Genomic DNA, 20,672 nt, shown 5'->3' with positions numbered 1-20,672 from the left:
TCATGAGGTTTTTTAATTGAAGTTATGTCTTACATAAAGATGAGGAGAAGTATCCCAGCTAAGAAGCAGTAATAAGAGAAATACTTCAAATTACCTTTAGCCATAATCCCCATAAACCAGCGCATGGAGAAATAAGTAACGATAAGTGTAGTAATAAATGCAATCAAGTATGGAATTGCTAGCTGCGAGCGGTTAGGATCGTGGGCAATATCAGATGCACCCATAACAAGTCCGCCCAAACTGACAGGAATATAAAGCATAAAAGAAAAGCGTAAAGCAGTTTCTTGCTTCATTCCCACAGCGATGGAAGAGATGACAGTTGCACCAGAGCGGCTTATCCCAGGAATAAGGGCGACTGCTTGGGCAAGTCCGACTATAACTGCATCCTTCGCTTTTAAGTCACCATCTTGTTTACGGCCGCGAAGGTTACGGATCAACCATAAAGCTACCCCTGTAACCAGCAAGGCGATGGATACGGTATGAACTGACGAGAAGATATCCTCAATCTGATCCTTGAAGAGTAAAGCAACGATTACCGCAGGCAAGGTACCGATGATGATGTACAAAGAGAACAGGAAATCTGACTTATATTCCTCTTTGCGGGTCAGAATAAATTGAACGAATCCAGTGATCAATCTTCCGATATCTTTACGGAAAATAAAACAAATCGCGATTAGTGAAGCCGTATTTGTTAAGATTTCAAATGATAGCCCATTTTGTTTTAAGCCTAGCAATTTCTGTGCGATGATCAAATGGCCGCTCGAAGAGACGGGGATTGGCTCAGTTGCCCCTTGAACAAACCCTAGAAACAAGTATTTAAGCCACAGTATAATATCTTCCATTTTACCTCCCAGTATTTTTGTAATCTTTTCAATCATATCGTATTCAATAAAGAAATGACAATAGAACCATCGTGCCATATTCAATTGGACGAGTTATACTAATTCGTAAGACTATTAAATGAGGTGGAACTATTTGTAGTACATTACTAAAAATTCAGCAGCATGATATTCCGAGAGCAGCCAGTGTTCTGGCCGAAGCATTTGCTAAAAATGATCCGTTATATCAGCATATCTTGCCTGATGAATCAACCAGATTACGCGTGTTGAATATTTTTTTTCATCGTTACATTGAGATGTTGTATCCATATTCGGATTTACTAACGACTTCTACTAACTTTGAAGCAGTGGCTTTAGTGTTCCATTCGGAGCGTCAGACAGGGACATTGATTTCGAACGTCAGGTATATGAAACAGATAGTCCTTGCGATCATCAAGTCATTACCGATCTGCCGAATCATTGGGGTGCGAGGATTTATACGTGGTTTATCTATTTTGCGTAGTATGAGTTCTTTATGGTTATCAATGTTTGGGGATCAGAAGTATAAACATTTGGATATGCTTGCAGTGCAAGAACAATATCGAGGCCAAGGATATGTATCAAAAATCATGACACCGCTGCTCGCGGAATGTCGTGTGAACAATACATTATGCACGTTAGAGACACAGACGCCGAGCAACTTGCCCATCTATGAGCATTATCATTTCCGTACGGTTAAAGTCATTCCTCTACCTAATAGCCCACTTGAGCAGTATTGTATGGCGTTTACGCAAGGAGTTGCTGAGTAGTTAATAAAAAAGGGCCGTCTCATTCAGCCAATTCATGGTTTTTGGGGCAGCCTTTTTTTGCTTAGTCCATAAGGGTTAATGAAGCTTCAAGAGAAAAATCAGGGGATTTCTCCCTGTAATTCCGCGATCTTTTGTCATCCGGCTAGAATCTATTATTTTGTTTAACAAAAATAGCATAAGCTTCGAAGGATTGTTATAATAGAAACATATATTCCCGTGTTTCAGAACCCTATACAGGATGTATAGGGGTTTTATTTCTTTTAGTGAGGGTGATCGAGAATAAGTATGGCGTTGTCCGTACAGGGAGAAGAGGACCGGAGAGTTCCGCAGGAAATTTTAAATTATGAAGTGATGGCGAGGTTAGCAGAAAGATGAATTGGTCGGATTTTGGCGAACGAAACAAACGATTGAATCCCCTGTGGAATTTGGGGGCTGGCATGAACCTTGGCGAAATCCAACCGTACAAAGAAATGGTGTCTTTAAGCGTTCTGCTGCAAGTCTATTATCTGGAGCTAGAATCGAATGAGAGAAGATCCAAAGAGGATATTATAGAACTTACTTGGACTGCACTGGAACGTTTTAATATCGCCAATCTTGGGACTACCGAATCCGTAGAGCGTCTCGTGGACGGTTTATTGTGGAGCGGGAATGGTGGAGATTTCGAATCCTTTTTCTATGATGATGTGACCCGGCAAATGTCCGTGCAGAAATATAAGTATTTCACGGTGGACGAGGATGCGACCCGCAGCAGTTGGGAAGAGAATGGCAGAACCATCTATCGTCTCTCCGAATATGCAATGGAGCTCATTTTTATGAGCCATGAGATTATTGATGAATTTCAGATCAGCATCAAACTGCTCGAGATTCAAATGCATATTAAACATGGGCGCGTAACTCGGGCTCTTCAGGATGTTAATGAACTGATCTCCCGTGTCCGTAAGATGACCCAGCAACAGCAAGAATACCGCAATGCGTTACGCCGCAATCCAAAGCATATTTTTAGTGAATTCGGAGTGGCTCGGCATCAGCGACTCGAAGAGATTCATCATCAGTTCGAGGAGGAACGCAAACATTTTGACAGTATTCACCGTTCTCTGGCCCGGCTGGCCAATGATGAGAAAGACGTAATCGACTTCAATGAGATCCGTATTCTCTCTGAACGAGTCGAGCTTTCTAGGCGTGTACACGATGAGCTGGCTGAGGTAGTGTTGAATATTTTTGAGATGGAGACCAATTTAAGATTGAACTTTCCTGAATTATTCTGGGGAGCAGCCGGGTTTAACTTCCGTACTCACGTATGGGAGGAATGGGTGAAAGAAGAGGGTCTGCCAAGCGGTGACAGTCTTGAACTGCTGCTCAGCGGATTATTCGCTCCGAATCAGGACTTCGTTTATCCGCTTCCTTGGGCTTGGGAGGAACAAGAGGTAGGGTTTATCCCCGACTTAGTGATGGATGATTTCGAAGATGAGGTGGACGCAGAGCCTGTTCAATATATTCCTAAAGGTATCCCATGGGCAAAAGTAGTGGATCTGTGGAAGCCGGTTTTTACTGCCTTGGCTGAGCAGGGAAGCTTTACCTTTACTGCAGAGGCTTTTTCCGCCGAAGAACTAACAGGGTGGGCAAATACACCGGATGCTGTTGATCTGTGGGTGCAGTTTTTTCATACAGAGATTTTAGTGCAGGAACAGGCACCAGAAGGTGGTGGCGGCGTTTCTGATGAATGCCAACAGCTAATCCAATATGTACTTGCAGAAGATCTTCTGTTTGAGAGTTTACGCGGCAAAATGCTGCGGACGAGCATTGCTCCAGAACCAGCCTCAAGGGTACGGTGTCCTGGTCTGGATATGAGTCCATATATGATTACGATCGTGGAGAGGTGAGAAGTTACTAACATGAGTTATACATTAGAGCAGGTACAGCAAGCTTCACGGCTATTTTTTGAATTGCTCCGTAAAAAAGTAATTCCTCTTGATGACCCTGCAGCGGCAGAATGCCTTCAGGATGCAGGAACTTATGATGCGCTTCAGTATGTTGCTAAAGAAGGGGGCTGTCGGGTGATGAATTCGGGGCACCGTCTCCATCTGCTGGTTAATCCACTGGGGTCAGTGTTTGCAACCAATTTCACCCAGTTAAAGAACAAATATTCACGTGTTGAGCGTAAAACTCACTTACATATTATCAATATTATTATTCTGGTTTTTCTGGCCGAAATGGATCAGGATGAGACTCATTTTAAGTCGGGGCAGGACAGTATGTCCTATATTCAAATTGCTGATCAGGTGTCCTCGCTCTTTCAGACGTGGATTCAGATGGATGAGGATGGGCGATTTAGTCAGCAGTGGCAGCTTGATATCCAAGCGATGTTTAAGGTATGGACCAGTCTCTACATGCAGACTAAGAGTCAGGAAGAAAGCGATCTTCTGACCAGAGGCGCAGGCTCACGAATTGGACTGATCCATGAAGGCATGAAACTTCTGGAAGAGGAGAAGCTCGTATTCATCTCTGAGACAGAGAAGCGTATCTTTCCTCGGGAAGAGCTGTATGAGAGAATGCGTTATTTATATCATGATGTCGATCGATACCAGGAATTAAAGAGCCTCATTGGAAGAACTTTAGCTGAGAAAGACGGTGCTACCTATGCCGCGGATTGAACGCATACGAATTACAGGACTTAAATACGAGAAGATGCTCAAGAAATACGACGATATGATTCTGGACCTCTGCAACGAAGAGGGACCGGCTAATACGCTTATTACGCTCATGAATGGCGGTGGAAAGGGCGTACTGCTGCAATCCATTTTCCAGCTATTGATGCCCAAAACACCGTGGGGTAAAGACAGTGAGAACCAGGTTGAGGCTTTTTTTCATAATCATAAAAAACAACTTAAACCGTACACTTTTCACGTAGCTATCGAATGGCATCTCGACAACAATGAGCGCAATGAGTATATGACTACGGGAATCGCTATGACGGCACATAATTCGCTTGATCAGCAGGATATCAAAGTGGATTACTTGCTGTACGCACTTACAGATTACGGTGAAGCGGCTGAACTTACGCTATCAACGTTGCCGTTATTTGACGAAGTGACTGCTGAACCTACGAGTTTTGAAACGATCCAGCAATTTGTACGCGATCGGCGGGGGGAGATTGTACCTTTTGGCAGCCATAGCTCGGATTTGAAAAGATATTATGACTTCCTGGCTATCCGGGATATCCATATCGCCGAGTGGCGTAATATGCGGCGGATCAATGGTGAAGAGGGCGGTATCAAAGGTTATTTTAAAAAGAATGATGCCTTCACCAATCATAACTTGTTCGAAAAGCTGATTATTCCTGAAATCGGATCTAGTCTGAATGAAGGATTAAAGGAAGACGACAATACGCTGCAGCGGATGTTTATCGATACAGCAACAGTGGCTCAGCGCTTGCCGATGCTTGAACAGCGGGAGCAGGTCTATTCAGAGTTTCTTGGTATGGCTGCACCGCTTTATGAGCTGGTGAAACTTGGCGTGGAGGCGGAAAACGTAGTACAAGAAACTGAACTACGTGGACGCCAAATCTATACGGTTATCTATGAAGAGCAGAGAAATGCAGAAGTTGAGCGAAGTAAGATTGCTGATGAACTGGCTGGACGTTATCAGGATGCGAAGCAACTGCGCTTTGAGACAGACAATCTTAAATACTTACGCAGCAAGGAAGAAACGGAACTGAAGCAAGAAGAGTTTAAGAAGCTCAGTGATGATCAGAGCCGTGCGCGTGGTCGGTTGGAGGATTCCAAAGCGCAAGAGAAGAAGCTTGAAGTAGCTTATTTTCTGGCTAAACGGTTGCTCCATACCCGGCAAATTGAGCAGTGGCAAAAAGAAATTCAAGCTATCGAAGGTTCTCTGGAGATGAAAGAACAGCAAGAGGTCATTCAGGCAGCCAAGGAACAGCTGCGGAAACAGTGGGATGTGGTGTTTAATCTCTGGCAGCAAACGATTAGAGAGTTTGAGACAGCGCAGCAAGACCTGACGGCGGAAGAAAGGGAATTGCGCAAGGAAAGGGAAAGGTTCTTGGTAGAGCTGGCCGGGCTGGATAATCAGATCAATGATTTGACCTTATCTATTCGGCAATACACGGAAGAACTCGGAGCATTCGCAGCCCAATATGGGCAGGATGCCGCCCATTCTCCGGCAGCTGCGCTGCAGCGTACGGTCTCAGCGGCCAAAACGATTCTTCAAGTCATTGGAGACTTGGAAGAACAGCGCAAGCAGGAAGAGATTCGGAAGCTGGCACTGCATAAGAGTCATGCTGAGCTGAGCGAGAAACGGCGTTCTTATGAGCGTGAAGCGGACGAGCTTGGAGTTCTGCTTGAGTCACAGACTCAGAAAGAATCCCAATTATGGTCACAGCTCGTTGTGCTGCTGGAAATGTATGAAGAGCACAATCGTTTAGGTGCTACTGGCCTTTTTGAAGAACAAGATGTTATCCCGGCACGTTTTATCCGAAAAATAGATGAAATAGAGCAACAGACTAAACGTTCCAGACGGGATTACTATAATCAGCTCATGGATGTGGAACTTCAGAACCAATCCTACTGGCTACCCAATTCAGATATTCTGACGGTCAAAGATACACTCGATTCGTTAAAGATTCAATCAACGCTAGGTAGTTCCTACTTAAATGACCGTCCGTATCTTGAACGTGAGGAAGAACTGGAGCAATATCCGTTACTTCCATATAGTTTGATTTTGACCCGGCGCGAAGCTGATAAAATTCAGCCGGAACTGATGAAGGACACCTTGCTGAAATCAGCGGTGCCGATCTTTATTCGTGAAGAGATGGCAGCTTCGAATCAAGCATCCTTCATGCTTTTTGCGAATCAAGGGCCGCAAATGGTCTTGCAGCCGGATCGTTTCCAGGATTGGAAGAGCAGTATTCAGGGGAAGCTCAAGGAACAGGAGCAGATCCTTCAGGACTCTGAAGCCTATTTATCTAAGTTGAAATCGGTGCGTCAGGAGTATGAACGTTTATTTCAAGTCGAGAATACCATGACGCTTACAGCCAAGCATGATGCGCTTATTAAACTGCAGGCTGAACTTCAGCAGAGCATTATCAATCTGAGCAATGAGATGGATGAGAATGAGGGGACGCTTACTCGGATCGGACGAGAGCTCGCGGAGAACAAAGTTCTAAGTGTGGAACATGAGCAGAGAGCGGGGGTTCTGCAAGCTTGGATTGAACGGACGAAGAAACAGGAACAAGATTATAAGGAAAAACAAAAAATAATCGAACGAAAGAATCTGGTGAGCAAAGAGTTAGCAGGTAAAGATCAGCAGCTTGAACACCTAAAGGTGCAAATGGAAAGCTTGAGCGGACAACGCAATAAATGGACGAGAGAAACCGAATACGCGATGTTCCCTAGACTGCAACGATGGTTTCCTGAGATTGTTTTCCCAACAGATCGCCAGCTTTCTGATGAAGGAGAAGTCCTACCTGTAGATCCTGTAGAGCAGAATCTTCTCTTGCAGCAGCTCAGTACCGTTGAAAGCCTGCAGCAATCACTTACCGAAAATGAGCTGGAAGTTCGGACAAGAGCTGCACAGATTAAGGCAGCAAGCGAGAATCTGGCTGAGCTTGAATCCAGCCTGAATCAAGTAGATGTGAATTGGCGGAAGGCGACTGAACCTGCGGAGTCGGCCGAGTCCATTATGGCTGCAAGAAATCGCCAAAAGACGGATACTACTTCGTTGGAGGAAGACTATCAGATTGTTCACGACGGTTACATCCGCTGCCAGACTGAATTGGAGAACTTGCAGAAAGAGTTGCGCAAAGTAGAGAAGGGAATCAAAGAGAAACATGAACGTGCCGTGGAGCTTTGGAATGAGGCGCTAGAGGATAAGGAAACAGAAATTCAGGAGCGCTGCCAAGCGAATGAGCTTATGCTTAATCAGTGTAAAAGATCCTTGGACCGAATCGATGTCCTCCTTCAGACTTTATCCAATCAAATCAAAATAATGAACGCGCATATTGAGGATCGCGTCAACCTACGGAGTGTGCCAGAAGAAATAACGCTGAGGGTTAGAGAAAACTGCGAGCCTTTAGTAGCCGACTGGCTTCTCCGCATTAAGGATAGCCGGATTAGACAGGATGAGATCTCCAAAAAGGTGAAGGAAGAGAAAAATTCATTAACCGAAAAACTTGCGAAAAATGAACGGAACTCCGAACTGGAGACCAAGATTCTAGATCGATTGAATACGGTCCATTGGGATAATTTCGCTATTGCACTGCAAGTCCTAGATTCCATGCTACGCAGTTCGCGTGATCAGATCGAGAGCATTCAAAGCGATAAGGAAGGCATGGATCTCTCCCGCAAGATGTGGGTAGGCCGGGCTTCTCTACGAGTGGTACAAATCATTGATATTATGAAGCGAATGGAACGCCGGATGATTATTCATAACGAGAATAATTATGCCTTCCCGCTGGTACGTCTGAATTACAAGAATATCAATGTGCCAAGAACAAGCGATGAGGTAGAGCCGATGGTGAGTGACTACTTCAATCAATGTATCAATGAATTGCTCAAAAAGTATCCAAAGATAGAACAAGTGCCGGCACTGGTAATCAAAGAGGTTATTAATGACGGACGAATTGTCTATGCGGCGCTGCAGAACCGCTTTCCAGTTCTTCAGGTGTATAAACCGGTAACGGAGAATTATTTCCTCTACGCCGCACCGGAAGATTATCATTATTCGGACTGGGAGATTATTAATCGCGGCGCACTGGATGAAGCTGTCGGCAGTGGGGGGCAACGTCAATCTGTACAGCTGCTGGTCGCAATGATGATCATGACGCATAAACGGGTGAATCGTGAGAATAAAGGGTGGACGGTCTTTTTATATGACAATCCTTTCGGAGAAATGGTCTCCAATAACGTGCTTGACCCCGTCTTCGAAATTTCCAAGGCACTCAAATTCCAATGGCTGATTGTTACGCCGCCGGAGCTTGTCAAGAATGATGTCAGCGTGCGTTTTGGCGTGTATTGGCAGCTTTATTTTGGAGGCGTCAAAGGGGACATGCTGGAATCAACCCTGATCAAGGGAGGAAGAAAGCTTATTCCTGTCTCGTTGTTCTGAGTATGGAATGAAACTTAAAGAAGCTCCAGTATGCATCACGCTGCTGGGGCTTCTTTTTATTAAATGTTAAAGATATTTTGTTTATTTAGGTTTGCGTTCGGAAATATAAGAACCGATAAGCGTTAAAAAAGTTCCCGTTAGGATTGCCCAGGTGATCTTTTCATTCAGAACAAGGGCGGAAGCTGCCACTGTAATTACAGGAACAATATAGATATATACACTTGTTTTTACAGCCCCTAGAATCCCTACAGCTTTATTCCAAGTCAAAAAACACAGTGCCGAGGCACCCAGACCTAAGAAAAGCAGGTGAGCTACATTTGAAATTTCTTTAAATCTACTCGGACCTAGCTGAAAATCAAACAGAAACAGAGTAGGCAGCATAAACAGCAGACCATAGAAAAATACTCTGCGGGTAGCCCCTATAGTATGAACCATTAATACGCTTATTTTTCTCATCAACACTGAATAAATTGCCCAAACCACAGGTGCCAGCAATGCCAGCAAGTCACCGATGGGGTTCAGCTGCAGAAGAAAACTCCCGTTCAGCCCAATTAATATAATTCCTGCCAAGGCTATCAAAAATCCTATAATAAACTGCCTATGAAATTTCTCTTCTTCTAAAAAGAAATGAGCGATCACCGCCGTGAAAAATGGAGCGATGGAGACAATCACACCTACATTGGATGCAAGGGTATAGACTAGGGCAATATTTTCTATAAGAAAATATAACGTGACCCCACAAAGACCTGCTGAGATAAAGAGTAATTCCTCTTTAAAAGATGTAGTTCGGATTGGACGTGAATAGATCAGTAACAGTACAAAGTACCCAATAAGAAAACGGAAGAACAGAATTTCCACAGGCGTAAAGTCTTTTAACAGTATTTTAGTGGAGATAAAGGTGGTTCCCCAGATTAAAATCGTAAGTAATGCCAGCAGATGTCCTGTGTTAATCTTGCGTTGATTTATCATTTCGTAAGTTCCATTGATGACTTTACTCCCGTTTGCTGAACAAATATACGCATATATTGCTTAGGGGTTAAGCCTATGAGTCTTTTGAAAAAATTTGTGAAATGGCTCTGATCACTGAATCCGGTTAGAGAGGCCACTTCTATTGGCAATATTCCTTGTTCTAAAAGCTTTTTGGCATGGTTGATGCGAATAGTTTCCAAGTAACGGTAAGGTGATATTCCTTTCTGTCTGGTAAATAAACGCAGCAAGTGATATTTACTTAAGCCGCTTAATTCACTTAACTGGTTTAGCGTAATGTTCTGCGCATAATGTAACTCTATGTAATCGCAAATGATTTTAATTTCAGAAGTAGGCTCTTGAGCTGGATAGGGGGTTTCTGTCTCCGTGTATTCTCTCAGAAGCTGCTCCAGGAGAAATAGAAACAATTCTTCTTTTTGAAAATCGGATTGATCCTCTAATATCATTTGGTGCAGGTCGTGTAAAGGGTTCGACAGTTCACTTTGGTAGAGAACGTTGTGTGTGAACCGCGGTAAGTAGCCTATGCCGGTAATTTCTAGCACATACTCACGCATGACTTCCGGCTGAATATTGATGCAGCGATAGTCAAGCGTTCTCCCGTCTATCTGTTCACAGGCATGGGGATCCGCCGGATTAAAGATGACCACATCTCCGCTGTTAAGAATATGCTCTTCTTGGTTACAGAGCAGATGTCTCTTTCCTTGTTCAATAAAACCTATGACATAATGGTCATGAAAATGGTTGGGAAACTTCTGCATAATACCTTCGAATCGATACGCCTCAAATTTTAAGTCATGATCGAAAACTACAGTTCGAACTTCACGAGTCATTGCTGCACCTTCTTTTCCAATAATGTATAACCATTATAATGTGAAAATTAGGGGCATTCTTGCATGATGTTGCGATACCACATCTTCTACATGATAGGTTCCTCAGGTGTAATGATCGTTGGAATACTCACAGTAAAAGTTGTTCCTTGCTCCAGAGTACTTTCTACAGAGATCGCTCCGCCATGATTATGTATAATATTTTGTGTGATCATATAACCTAAGCCTGTTCCTGTTTCTTTGGTCGTATAAAATGGTTTGCCGAGGGCATTGATCTGTTCCTCTGTCATCCCACAGCCTTCATCCTGCACACTGATTCGGGCTTCTCTGTCATAGGTTTGCACATGAATATAGATGTTTCCCCCATGATTCATTGCTTCCATCGCATTTTTAAGTAAGTTAATAAATACCTGCTTCATCTGATAAGCCTCACCATTAATCCAAATGGATTGATCAGTACAGACAGGGAGGATCTTGAGATTTTTTAGGGCAGCTTGTCCATTCATTAGTGTGGTGACTTGTTCCAGCAAAGACAATAAATCCACTGGTTTACTAATATGAGTGGTTTGGGGTTTAGATAAGACAAGCAGTTCGTTGACGATGAACTCGATGCGTTTCAATTCTGACTCAATAATGGAAATATATTTATCATTCATCCGCTCGGAAGAGCGCAGTAGCTTCATAAAGCCATTAATGGCTGTAAGAGGATTCCGTATTTCATGAGCGATTCCAGCGGCTAACTGTCCTGCTGTAGATAATTTCTCGGACTGTATCAGTCGTTCATCTTCCAATACTTGCTCGGATATATCTTTGAATATGCCAATGTACGCTTCGTTTCCCTCATAAATGATTGGCAATGTAATCCCATCCACATATTTCTGCTGGTTATTTAAACAATTAATCAGGTAGCAGACAGAACCTGTTGTTCTATCAGTGTTGAATTTCTTTCTTCGTTCTGAGAGAATTTCATAATTAGAGTAGTCTACAATATCCATAGTCGATAGACCAAGTACTTGATCTAGGCTTTCTGCATGGATTAATTGTAAACCTGCCGAATTTGCATATAGAACAATCCCTCCCCTAGTGATAAGCACGGGCTGAGGCAGTTCCTCCAGCAGCTGTAGAAAAGAGCTCTCTTTTTCAAGTAGATGGGTCTTCACAACCTGAAGCTGAGTCTCCATTTCCCTGATCAGGGTCTTATTCTCGAATTGAGTAAAATAAAATATAGGTTTACCAATGTCATCCGAAAGGATAGATAAGGAGACGTTTAAAGATAACCGGTGTCCGGTTGGATGGAAATAATCTAATTCGAGTCTCTGCGGATCAGTACTCGTAGATGGAAGAGAGCTTCCTAATGAAATGAATTTATGAATCTGATCTAGAAGGGTACGGACGGTTGGAGAGGGTGTCGTTAACTCGTTTTCATCATACCCCAAGAGGTCGCATAATGCTGAATTCAGTTTTAGGAACGTTCCATCAAGCGAAATAAGGGCCATACCCATCACGGCTTGGGTAAAAACAAAGTCAAAACCTTGAAAATCATTTGTCCGCACAGCAGGTTACCTCTCTTCTTTATAGGGGAGTGAGTGTTATCTCAAAATGCAATATATCCAACAGTCATAGTATAAAACATATAACTCAATAAAACATATAAAATTTCTGGGTTATTAGATATTCATACAACAGTTAAATAAAATCAGGTAGAATGGGAAGATACGTTGCATTTTAAGACAAGTGGAGGCGTTGTATCATGTTATCAGTTGTTGGTGAAATTCAAGGAATTAATCGTTACCCGGTCAAGTCATTTGCGGGTGAGAATTTAGAAAGCTGTATAATTGAACCGTATGGAATGCTTGGTGACCGTTTTTGCTCCTTTTACGATGAGTCAAAAGAGGGCTGGCGAAAATATATCACCGCTAGAAATATTCCGAATATGCTTACCTATCAAGCGCAATTTATAGATGGACAAATCCATGTAACGGCATCAGACGGGCGAACCTTTGGATGGGATGATAATCTATTGGAAGAAATCCAAAGCCAAACCAAAACTCCAATCACTATGTCTGGTTTAAAAGCTGCACATCCTCAGCCAGAACATCCGCAGCTCCTATCCGTGGATGGCGCTAGTATTCTACTCATTACGGATGCCAGCTTAAAAAAACTGGAGGCAACCTGGGGGCATTCCTTGGATCAACGGCGTTTTCGCGGGAATTTTGTTATTGCGCTGAATGATGATTCTCTTTTTGAAGGAGATTGGATTGGACGCCGGCTTAACATTGGGGACGCACAGCTACAGGTAGATAGTTTTTGTGAGAGATGTGTTGTGATTACGATGGACCCGGATAGTCTCCAGAAGGACCCAGTACTTTTGAAAAAACTGCATAAAGAGTTTGATTTGCATTTTGGAGTTTATGCTTCAGTAATCAAAACTGGGCAAATTCGAATCGGAGATAAAGTAGAATTAGTAGATTAGATACATGGTCCCAATATTGCAAACTTCCTTTACATTACTCCATGGATAAATTATCCTTTAAAGGATGACGATTTCATATCGGGAGGTTATGTATGAAGAAGAATTTGGCATCCCTATTAGTTGCATTGCTTCTACTGGTAATGTATGTCCCTACGAGTGCATTAGCAGCAGATAGCGGCAAAGGGCAAACGTATGTGAACACTCAGAAGGTGGCAGCAGAGAAGGCAGCATTCTTAACGGAAAAGCTGGGAACGACTAGTCTCCAATATGCTCTTATTGATGGCGATAATATCGTTGTGAGCGGTCAATCTGGATATAGTCATGTGGAGAGTAAGACAGCACCAAGCGCTACAACGATGTATGGAATTGGCTCAACGAGTAAAATGTATACAACAGCTTCTATTATGAAGCTTGTTGAGCAAGGGAAAGTAGACTTGGACGGTTCAGTCGTATCTTATTTGAATAATTTTACGATGGAAGATCCTCGTTATAAGCAAATCACTGTACGGATGCTGTTGAATCATTCCTCAGGTCTTGCTGGCTCGAACTTATCCAATTCTTTCTTATTTAATGATTCTGATCCTATTGCAAAAGATAGTTTACTAGAAACGTTGTCAACACAACGTCTGAAGGCCGATCCAGGTGCCTACTCAGTATATTGTAATGATGGATTTACGTTGGCTGAGTTGATTGTTGAAAAGGTCAGTGGCACGGACTTTACCACATTCATTCATCAAAATTTCACAGAACCTCTAGGGCTTGAACATACGAAAACGCCTGTAGATTCTGTAGCTTCTTCTCAGCTGGCTAGTGTCTACAATGCTACCTACTCAGCAGCTTTACCCAAAGAAACCATTAATGTGATTGGAACAGGTGGTATCTATTCCACTGCAGAGGACTTGGTGCGCTTTGCAACTATTTTTACGGGCCAATCGACTGGCATTTTGTCAGAAAAGTCTGTGAAAGCGATGGAACAAGAGGAATATAAGCGTGGAATATGGCCTAAGGGAACAGATAATTCGTTAGCTTATGGATTAGGCTGGGACAGTGTGAACTTATATCCATTTAACCAGTACGAAATCAAGGCTTTGACAAAGGGGGGAGATACGGGTCTGTATCATACCTCATTAGTTGTATTGCCCGAACAACGGATGGCAGCAGCAGTAATATCTTCTGGCGGAGCAAGTACAACGGACCAGATGCTTGCCAACGAAATTTTACTCAGTGCCTTACAGGAAAAGGGAGTTATTAAGGAACTGAAAGCTACACCTACCTTTAAAGCTTCGAACAAAGAGGATATGCCGCAAGAATTGGTAAACTATGCGGGTGTCTATGGTGATTCTACGCAACTAATGAAGATAGAAGTTAGTATAGCTGGGGAATTGAGTATATCTTCGATTATAGCTCCTACAATGCCAGCACAGAAATTTTCATATAATTCGAACGGTGAATTTTTAGATGCCGAGGGTACAAGTAAAGTTAGCTTTGTGAAGGAGAGCAATGGCCGTATCTATCTTTGGAGTCAAGGGTATGGGGTAATTCCAGGACTTGGTGAAACTGCCGTTACCCAATATGCAGCTGAGAAGCTTGAACCTAATGCCCTATCTCAAGAGGTCATTACTGCATGGCAGCAGCGTCAAGGGAAATTGTATTTTGATGTCAGCGAGAAGTACAGCTCCCAATATTACATGAGTATGCCGGTAGCTGGAATCGCTATGTTCCCTGACGCACCTGGTTATATGGGCTCGAATAAAATAACTGGACCTAATAAAGCAGAAATGACCGTGCAAATCCCAACCATCGCTGGGCGCGATCTTGCGGATCTTATTTTTGAAAATAAAAATGGTGTGGAGTATTTAAAGATTGGCAATCAATTATTTATACATCAAGATGCGGTTAAACCGATTTATGCAGGCCCGCAATCTATGGTAACGATCCAATCAGATGGATATGCTAGATGGTATGGAGTTCCTGAAACGGCAACAGGTAAGATAATGACAGTAGAGCTGCCAACCAAGAGTTCCTTTGCCGTCTATGATGAGAATGGTGTATGTGTGAATTACTTTACCATTAGCGGTCTTAAGCAAGTCAAACTTCCTAGCAACGGCAAAATTGTATTTGTAGGTGATGTCGGTGCGAAGTTTGAAGTGACCCTCAAGGCGCAATAAACGTATATAAAAAAAGAATCCTGTTATCAAGATTTTCGTCTTGGTAACAGGATTTTTTATTTGAAATTTTGTGAGAATTCTTTTATTTTATCTACCAATATCCCTTTGAGCTGATCAGTACCTTCCTTTGGAGCCTTATAGGCCTTATAACCTCCAAAAGATTCAATACAAATCGCAGCTTCTTTCAGATCATCAGGGAAATTTTTCTCTATTAATTCTTCGGTTTTCTTGGGTTTCTCGTTGCAAATGTAGTAGCCCATCTTCTTAGTCAGTAACTCATCTTTATTTTTTTTGATAAAGTCACGAATGGCTTTATATATTTTTTCATCTCTTACTCCTGCCCCTAAAATAATGCTATCAAATGCCTCGATATCTGGCTTTTCTAGTTCGATATTGCAAATTTTGCTCTGAGGTAGCTCTTCTGATAATACTTTTGCACATTGTTCTGTTGCTCCAGATTTTGTAGCGTATAGAATAAGTACTGCCATTGTGTTCCCTCTTTTCAGTTAAGATTAATCGCGTTCCCTCATGGAAAAAATCTCGCAAATCAATTATCTTGATTATCAAGATATAATATACTTTATCGAATATACTGATCATTTGTCAAGCCAACGGCAAGCTCCTGAGTGTTAATTAGATATCCTTATTATGGTATCATGGGAATAATATTAATCTAATGCTAACAATATCTTTAAGGAAATATACAAAAAAAGAGGAGTGAACGTAAATTGGGGATCATCGTAATGCTAATCATCTATTTGTTGCTTGGAATATTTGTGATTAAAGTAGGCATCGATAACTCTAGAAGTACGCAACTATCAAAAGAAATATTAAATGAGTTAAAAGAAATCAAAGAACTAATGATCAGAAATAAATACGAATGAATTCTATATAAGGGTGGAGGTGAACGAAAGTGAAAATTGGACTTATACTTATAATACTTGCTTTTTCTAACCTATTTCTAAGGATATGGATTGTTGGCCCGGACAAAGAAAAACTTCCTGAAGACGGTTATGAGCTTAATATAAAAGGGAAGCTTATACTTGCACTTGCGGGATTAATTACGGGGATTGTGATCATAATTGCCGATGGCCCAGAGGGTACGGTTATAAAATGGTTTTGGATTGTAGTTATAGTAGTAGCAATAGGGTTTCAGTCGTTCATCGACTGGAAATTTCTAAAACATACGAAACAGCACATAGTTTCACTTATTCTGTTAGTCCTGGGTGTGGTATTAGTTTATTTTATATTCTGATCTAGTTTCATTCGTACCGGTTTCGGACCCAGATGACGTTAATTGCTAAATAATCGCCTTTTGGGCAGCGTTTCGGACTCCAGTGCAGCTATTCGTTAGAAAGTGACTTATATTAGGTGTTTTTTATGCCAATAGTGGCCATGGAGTCCGATGGAATTCTTAAAGTGGAAATATACTGCTGTTAGTGTCAATGGAGTCCGTTAGTGACTTTGTAACTGCTGATGGCATCGAATCATACGAAGAAAAGAGGTGTTCCGGCAGCCAGCATATGGCTTGTTGGGCACCTCCTTTTTGTGTTCACATTATACTTCTGCTTTCGTAGCCACGAGTGGACAGAATCCTGGGTTCGTTATACATAATTCTTGAGCGAATTCCGGTTGGAGCTTGGAGAGCTCGGTGAAATAGCTGCTGATTACGTGATTACCACTTGTAGATCCATTCTGGAAAGACAGTGAGTTAAAAGTATGGACATGATTGTAATAATACTTTTTTTCTCGTTTGGGGAGCTTATAGACATGTGGAGGTGCGTAGGTTACAACATCAAAAAGATTGGCATACCGGTAACTCTTCCGCACATATAGTTTGAAAATATTAACGAAGTCCGGATCGCCTACCCGTGGGGAACCATAAGTATAGAGGTTAGGTGTGGTGTAAGAGGTATTTGCCGCAATATCTAAGGTACATAAGGTGGCGAGCGCTCCACCGAGGCTGTGGCCCGTAATGTATAAGGTCTTGTCGGGAGATAGCTTGGAGAGCGTAGAGAAGATGCCATCCCGAGCTGAAGAATAAATGTTGGTGAAGCCACGATGGGTGAGAGAGTCTTCTTTAAGATATTTGAACCGTTCCTGTGAAGCGAGGACGTTGGATATCCAATTGGTCGTCGTACTGGTTCCCCGAAAGGCAATAATAATCTCTTGTGGAGACTCCAAAATAAAGCCGAAACGTTCCCATACATTATTGAAGGATTGTGCTTCAATGGGATGACATAGCTGATAATCTAATGGAATGACGAAAAATCCATCTATATTTGAAAATTGTGTATAGGTCTGCCCGCAGACTGCAGCTAGAAAGATCGCCCTTTGCTCTTGCTCATTCCTCTTACTCACGTGCATCCCGCCTTTCTTTCCTACACTATATTAGGGGGATGAAGGAGTGATTCCTAAGAAAAAGGATTCCCTGAAACTTCTCTCTGAGTTACTATATATAAATAACTCCAACAGGAGAGAGAAGGGGGAAATGCATACATGAGCAACTTATTGGAAATTTTACACAAGGAAGTCGTACCGGCAGAAGGCTGTACGGAGCCGATTGCAGTTGCGTATGCCGTCTCCTTGGCGGCAGAGCTTCTCGAGGAAGAAATTACGGGGATTCAGCTGCATCTCAGCGGTAATATTATCAAAAATGCAATGGGAGTGGGCATTCCCGGGACAGGCCAGACAGGCCTGCCTATCGCAGCAGCCCTTGGAGCGGTGGTCGGCCGTTCTCACAAGGAACTGGAAATTCTGTCAGGCCTGACGCAGGCTGAGTTGAAGATGGCAAATGACCTGCTGGATAGAAAGCTGCTAAAAGTGGAGATAAAGGACACTCCTGAGAAATTATATATTGAAGCCCAGTTGTTTACGCAGAACCATACGGCGACTGCCATTATTGCCAGAGAGCACACCCATATAGAATATTTGGCTCTGGACGGGGAGAAAATAACACCCCGGAATTCAAAAGCCGACTGTGGCAAGCCTGGTCTTTCCGACACGGAAGAGTATGCGGGCTCAGTTGATCAGATATTCGAGTTTATCTGTTCCGCTCCTTTTTCAGAGCTTGGCTTTCTCTTGGAAGGGGCGAGGATGAACAAAGCGATCTCTGATGAGGGATTGCGAGGTGATTATGGCTTGCAAGTAGGCAAGAAAATGAATCAGCAATCTACGGTGAATCTGTTCGGCAATGATGTAGCGAACAGAATTATCGCGGCTACCGCAGCGGCTTCAGATGCTCGAATGGATGGCAGTGCAATGCCTGTGATGACAACTGCGGGCAGTGGTAATCAAGGCATCGCCTGTACGCTTCCCGTTATAGCTCTGGCGGAATTGCTGGGCAAAGATGAAGAAATGCTAGCTCGGGCGCTTGCACTGAGCAATCTGGTCACTGTGCACATCAAACATTATATCGGGCGGTTGTCCCCATTATGTGGTTCAGGGATTGCAGGGGGAGTAGGAGCAAATAGCGGGATCATTTATCTCATGGGCGGCAGTCTTGAGCAGATCAAGCATGGGATACAGAATACGATTGCTTCTTTGTCAGGTATGATCTGTGACGGTGCGAATTCTACCTGTGCGCTGAAGATTTCCACCTCCACCAATACGGCGATCCAGGCAGCCACACTAGCTATGAACAACATTGCTCCTACAACCAAGGATGGTGTGATTTTCGAAGAGGTGGAAGATACCATCCGCAACATGGAGCGTTTGGTTCAGGAAGGGCTGGCGGATACTGACAAGACCATTCTCAATATTATGCTCTCCAAAGGCGGAGCGAATTAGCTTCCAAATAAGTTGAAAACAAGATAGAACATCATAATTAAGACCGCCCGGTTTCCTGCATAAAATGGCAGGAAGCCGGGCGGTCTTTGTAACACTTCGGCAAAACATAGGTCTGCGAGAAGATTTGCATTAAATTTTAACATAACTTATTCTGAGTTAATAAAGGCATAGAGACTGAGGGTATAAAAAGGAGATAATATGACAGAGAAAATAGATATAGGCTGGAATTTTGCGAATAGTTATATTCATCTGCCGGAATCAATGTTTACAAGAATTAAGCCAACGCCTGTGCGTAAACCGGAACTGATTATTTTTAATGAACCATTGGCTGCTACTCTAGGGCTGAATAGCACAGCACTACAGAGCAAGGAGGGTCTTGGAATTCTTGCCGGCAACGAAGTTCCTGAAGGTACCGTGTCGCTTGCGCAAGCTTATGCTGGACATCAATTCGGACATTTTACCATGTTGGGAGACGGTCGAGCAGTGCTGCTGGGCGAACAGATCACCCCTCAAGGTGATCGTGTAGATATTCAGTTGAAGGGTGCGGGAAGAACCCCATACTCTCGTGGTGGCGATGGCCGGGCAGCGCTTGGACCGATGTTACGCGAATATATCATCAGTGAAGCTATGCATGGACTCGGGATTCCTACGACTCGCAGCTTGGCGGTGGTAGCTACAGGGGAGTCGCTAATCCGGGAAACGGAACAGCCGGGGGCGGTTTTGACTCGGATCGCGGCGAGTCATTTGCGTGTTGGAACTTTCCAATATGCTGCTGCATGGGGGACTGTGGAGGATCTGCGTATTCTGGCTGATTACACATTGCAAAGACATTATCCAGAAGCTCCTGTGGAAGATAATCCATATCTTGTTCTGCTTCGGGAAGTAATGGAACGTCAAGCAGCGCTAATTGCCAAATGGCAGCTTGTAGGTTTTATTCACGGAGTGATGAATACCGATAATATGGCCCTTAGCGGAGAAACGATTGATTATGGTCCATGTGCCTTCATGGATGTGTACAATCCTGAGACAGTATTTAGTTCCATAGACCAGCAAGGTCGTTATGCCTACCACAATCAACCCGGGATTGGCGCATGGAATCTCGCCAGATTTGCCGAGACTCTCTTGCCATTGCTGGCTGACGATCAGGCACAGGCGATTAAGCTGGCTGAGGAGGCAATTTCAGATTTTTCGGAGCGGTCCTATCAATATTGGCTAACGGGAATGAGAGCGAAGCTGGGAATCTTTAACGAAGAGTTAGAGGATGTTGCTCTGATTGATACCCTCCTTGAACTGATGCAAAAATATCGGTCTGACTACACTAATACATTTCGGTCTTTAACTTTAGGCGTAATGGAAGATGCTGATCTGTTTGGCACTCCTGAATTTAAGCAATGGAATGAGCTGTGGCAGGCGCGCCTTAGCAGGCAGCAGGAATCACAATCCTCTTCACAGGAGCTGATGCGTACCAGTAATCCTGCGATTATTCCGCGGAATCATCGTGTGGAAGAAGCGCTTGAGGCGGCGGTAGAGCGGAAAGATTACGATGTGATGGAGAGGTTACTTCAAGCATTGTCTAACCCATACGCCTACTCCCCTGAACAAGAGGAATACTCGGCACTTCCTGAGGAATCCGCATGTCCATATCGTACATTCTGCGGTACTTAAATTGCTTATAATCTATC

The 20,672-nt window shown here is 43.2% G+C and carries 15 protein-coding genes; 9 read left to right on the top strand and 6 right to left on the bottom strand.

What is annotated here, in order from left to right; all coding sequences use genetic code 11:
• Positions 1-29: 29 nt before the first annotated feature.
• Positions 30-842, bottom strand: coding sequence for an undecaprenyl-diphosphate phosphatase (locus NYE35_RS20300; RefSeq protein WP_036688882.1), 813 nt, complete (start codon positions 840-842; stop codon positions 30-32).
• Positions 843-1,246: 404 nt separating this feature from the next.
• On the opposite strand from NYE35_RS20300, the gene NYE35_RS20295 reads away from it, so the two are divergent.
• From NYE35_RS20295 to NYE35_RS20280, 4 genes are all read left to right on the top strand, one after another.
• On the top strand, positions 1,247-1,627 hold the full coding sequence (locus NYE35_RS20295; protein ID WP_235219572.1) for a GNAT family N-acetyltransferase: 381 nt from the start codon (positions 1,247-1,249) through the stop codon (positions 1,625-1,627).
• Between the two features lie 371 nt (positions 1,628-1,998).
• A complete protein-coding gene (locus NYE35_RS20290; RefSeq protein ID WP_141240267.1) occupies positions 1,999-3,507 on the top strand; it encodes a hypothetical protein in 1,509 nt (502 codons plus the stop codon).
• 12 nt (positions 3,508-3,519) lie between these two features.
• Complete coding sequence (locus NYE35_RS20285) at positions 3,520-4,278, top strand: DUF6063 family protein (RefSeq protein ID WP_076100230.1); 759 nt, start codon at positions 3,520-3,522, stop codon at positions 4,276-4,278.
• On the top strand, positions 4,265-8,746 hold the full coding sequence (locus NYE35_RS20280; protein ID WP_341121968.1) for a hypothetical protein: 4,482 nt from the start codon (positions 4,265-4,267) through the stop codon (positions 8,744-8,746). The genes NYE35_RS20285 and NYE35_RS20280 overlap by 14 nt, the downstream gene beginning before the upstream one ends.
• 81 nt (positions 8,747-8,827) lie before the next feature.
• Here the strand turns inward: NYE35_RS20280 and NYE35_RS20275 are convergent, their stop codons facing one another.
• The 3 genes from NYE35_RS20275 to NYE35_RS20265 form a co-directional block, all read right to left on the bottom strand.
• Positions 8,828-9,712: a DMT family transporter gene (locus NYE35_RS20275; protein WP_341122485.1), complete on the bottom strand. Its 885-nt coding sequence runs from the start codon at positions 9,710-9,712 to the stop codon at positions 8,828-8,830.
• Entirely contained in the window at positions 9,712-10,563 is an 852-nt protein-coding gene (locus tag NYE35_RS20270; protein ID WP_076104975.1) for an AraC family ligand binding domain-containing protein, read from the bottom strand. The genes NYE35_RS20275 and NYE35_RS20270 overlap by 1 nt, the downstream gene beginning before the upstream one ends.
• A gap of 86 nt (positions 10,564-10,649) precedes the next feature.
• On the bottom strand, positions 10,650-12,113 hold the full coding sequence (locus tag NYE35_RS20265) for an ATP-binding protein (protein ID WP_256715487.1): 1,464 nt from the start codon (positions 12,111-12,113) through the stop codon (positions 10,650-10,652).
• 197 nt (positions 12,114-12,310) lie between these two features.
• Here NYE35_RS20265 and NYE35_RS20260 point away from each other — a divergent pair, with 197 nt between their 5' ends.
• Positions 12,311-13,033 (top strand): MOSC domain-containing protein, encoded by a 723-nt coding sequence (locus NYE35_RS20260; protein WP_076104974.1) that lies wholly within the window; start codon positions 12,311-12,313, stop codon positions 13,031-13,033.
• A gap of 92 nt (positions 13,034-13,125) precedes the next feature.
• Positions 13,126-15,201 (top strand): serine hydrolase domain-containing protein, encoded by a 2,076-nt coding sequence (locus NYE35_RS20255; RefSeq protein ID WP_341121967.1) that lies wholly within the window; start codon positions 13,126-13,128, stop codon positions 15,199-15,201.
• A 56-nt stretch (positions 15,202-15,257) separates the two neighbouring features.
• Here NYE35_RS20255 and NYE35_RS20250 read toward each other — a convergent pair whose 3' ends face one another.
• Positions 15,258-15,689, bottom strand: coding sequence for a flavodoxin domain-containing protein (locus NYE35_RS20250; RefSeq protein ID WP_076104972.1), 432 nt, complete (start codon positions 15,687-15,689; stop codon positions 15,258-15,260).
• Between the two features lie 425 nt (positions 15,690-16,114).
• Between NYE35_RS20250 and NYE35_RS20245 the strand changes: the two genes are divergently transcribed.
• Positions 16,115-16,456 (top strand): DUF4181 domain-containing protein, encoded by a 342-nt coding sequence (locus NYE35_RS20245; protein WP_326047709.1) that lies wholly within the window; start codon positions 16,115-16,117, stop codon positions 16,454-16,456.
• A 302-nt stretch (positions 16,457-16,758) separates the two neighbouring features.
• Here the strand turns inward: NYE35_RS20245 and NYE35_RS20240 are convergent, their stop codons facing one another.
• Entirely contained in the window at positions 16,759-17,562 is an 804-nt protein-coding gene (locus NYE35_RS20240) for a lipase family protein (protein WP_445321958.1), read from the bottom strand.
• A 138-nt stretch (positions 17,563-17,700) separates the two neighbouring features.
• Here NYE35_RS20240 and NYE35_RS20235 point away from each other — a divergent pair, with 138 nt between their 5' ends.
• Together NYE35_RS20235 and NYE35_RS20230 are read left to right on the top strand one after the other, a co-directional pair.
• Complete coding sequence (locus tag NYE35_RS20235; RefSeq protein WP_341121965.1) at positions 17,701-18,990, top strand: L-cysteine desulfidase family protein; 1,290 nt, start codon at positions 17,701-17,703, stop codon at positions 18,988-18,990.
• A 198-nt stretch (positions 18,991-19,188) separates the two neighbouring features.
• On the top strand, positions 19,189-20,655 hold the full coding sequence (locus NYE35_RS20230; RefSeq protein ID WP_076100248.1) for a protein adenylyltransferase SelO: 1,467 nt from the start codon (positions 19,189-19,191) through the stop codon (positions 20,653-20,655).
• Positions 20,656-20,672 lie beyond the last annotated feature (17 nt).

The sequence above is a fragment of the Paenibacillus sp. FSL L8-0494 genome, assembly GCF_038003695.1.
Lineage (GTDB): Bacteria > Bacillota > Bacilli > Paenibacillales > Paenibacillaceae > Paenibacillus_AQ > Paenibacillus_AQ odorifer.
This window is presented reverse-complemented; position numbering and strand designations above follow the sequence as displayed.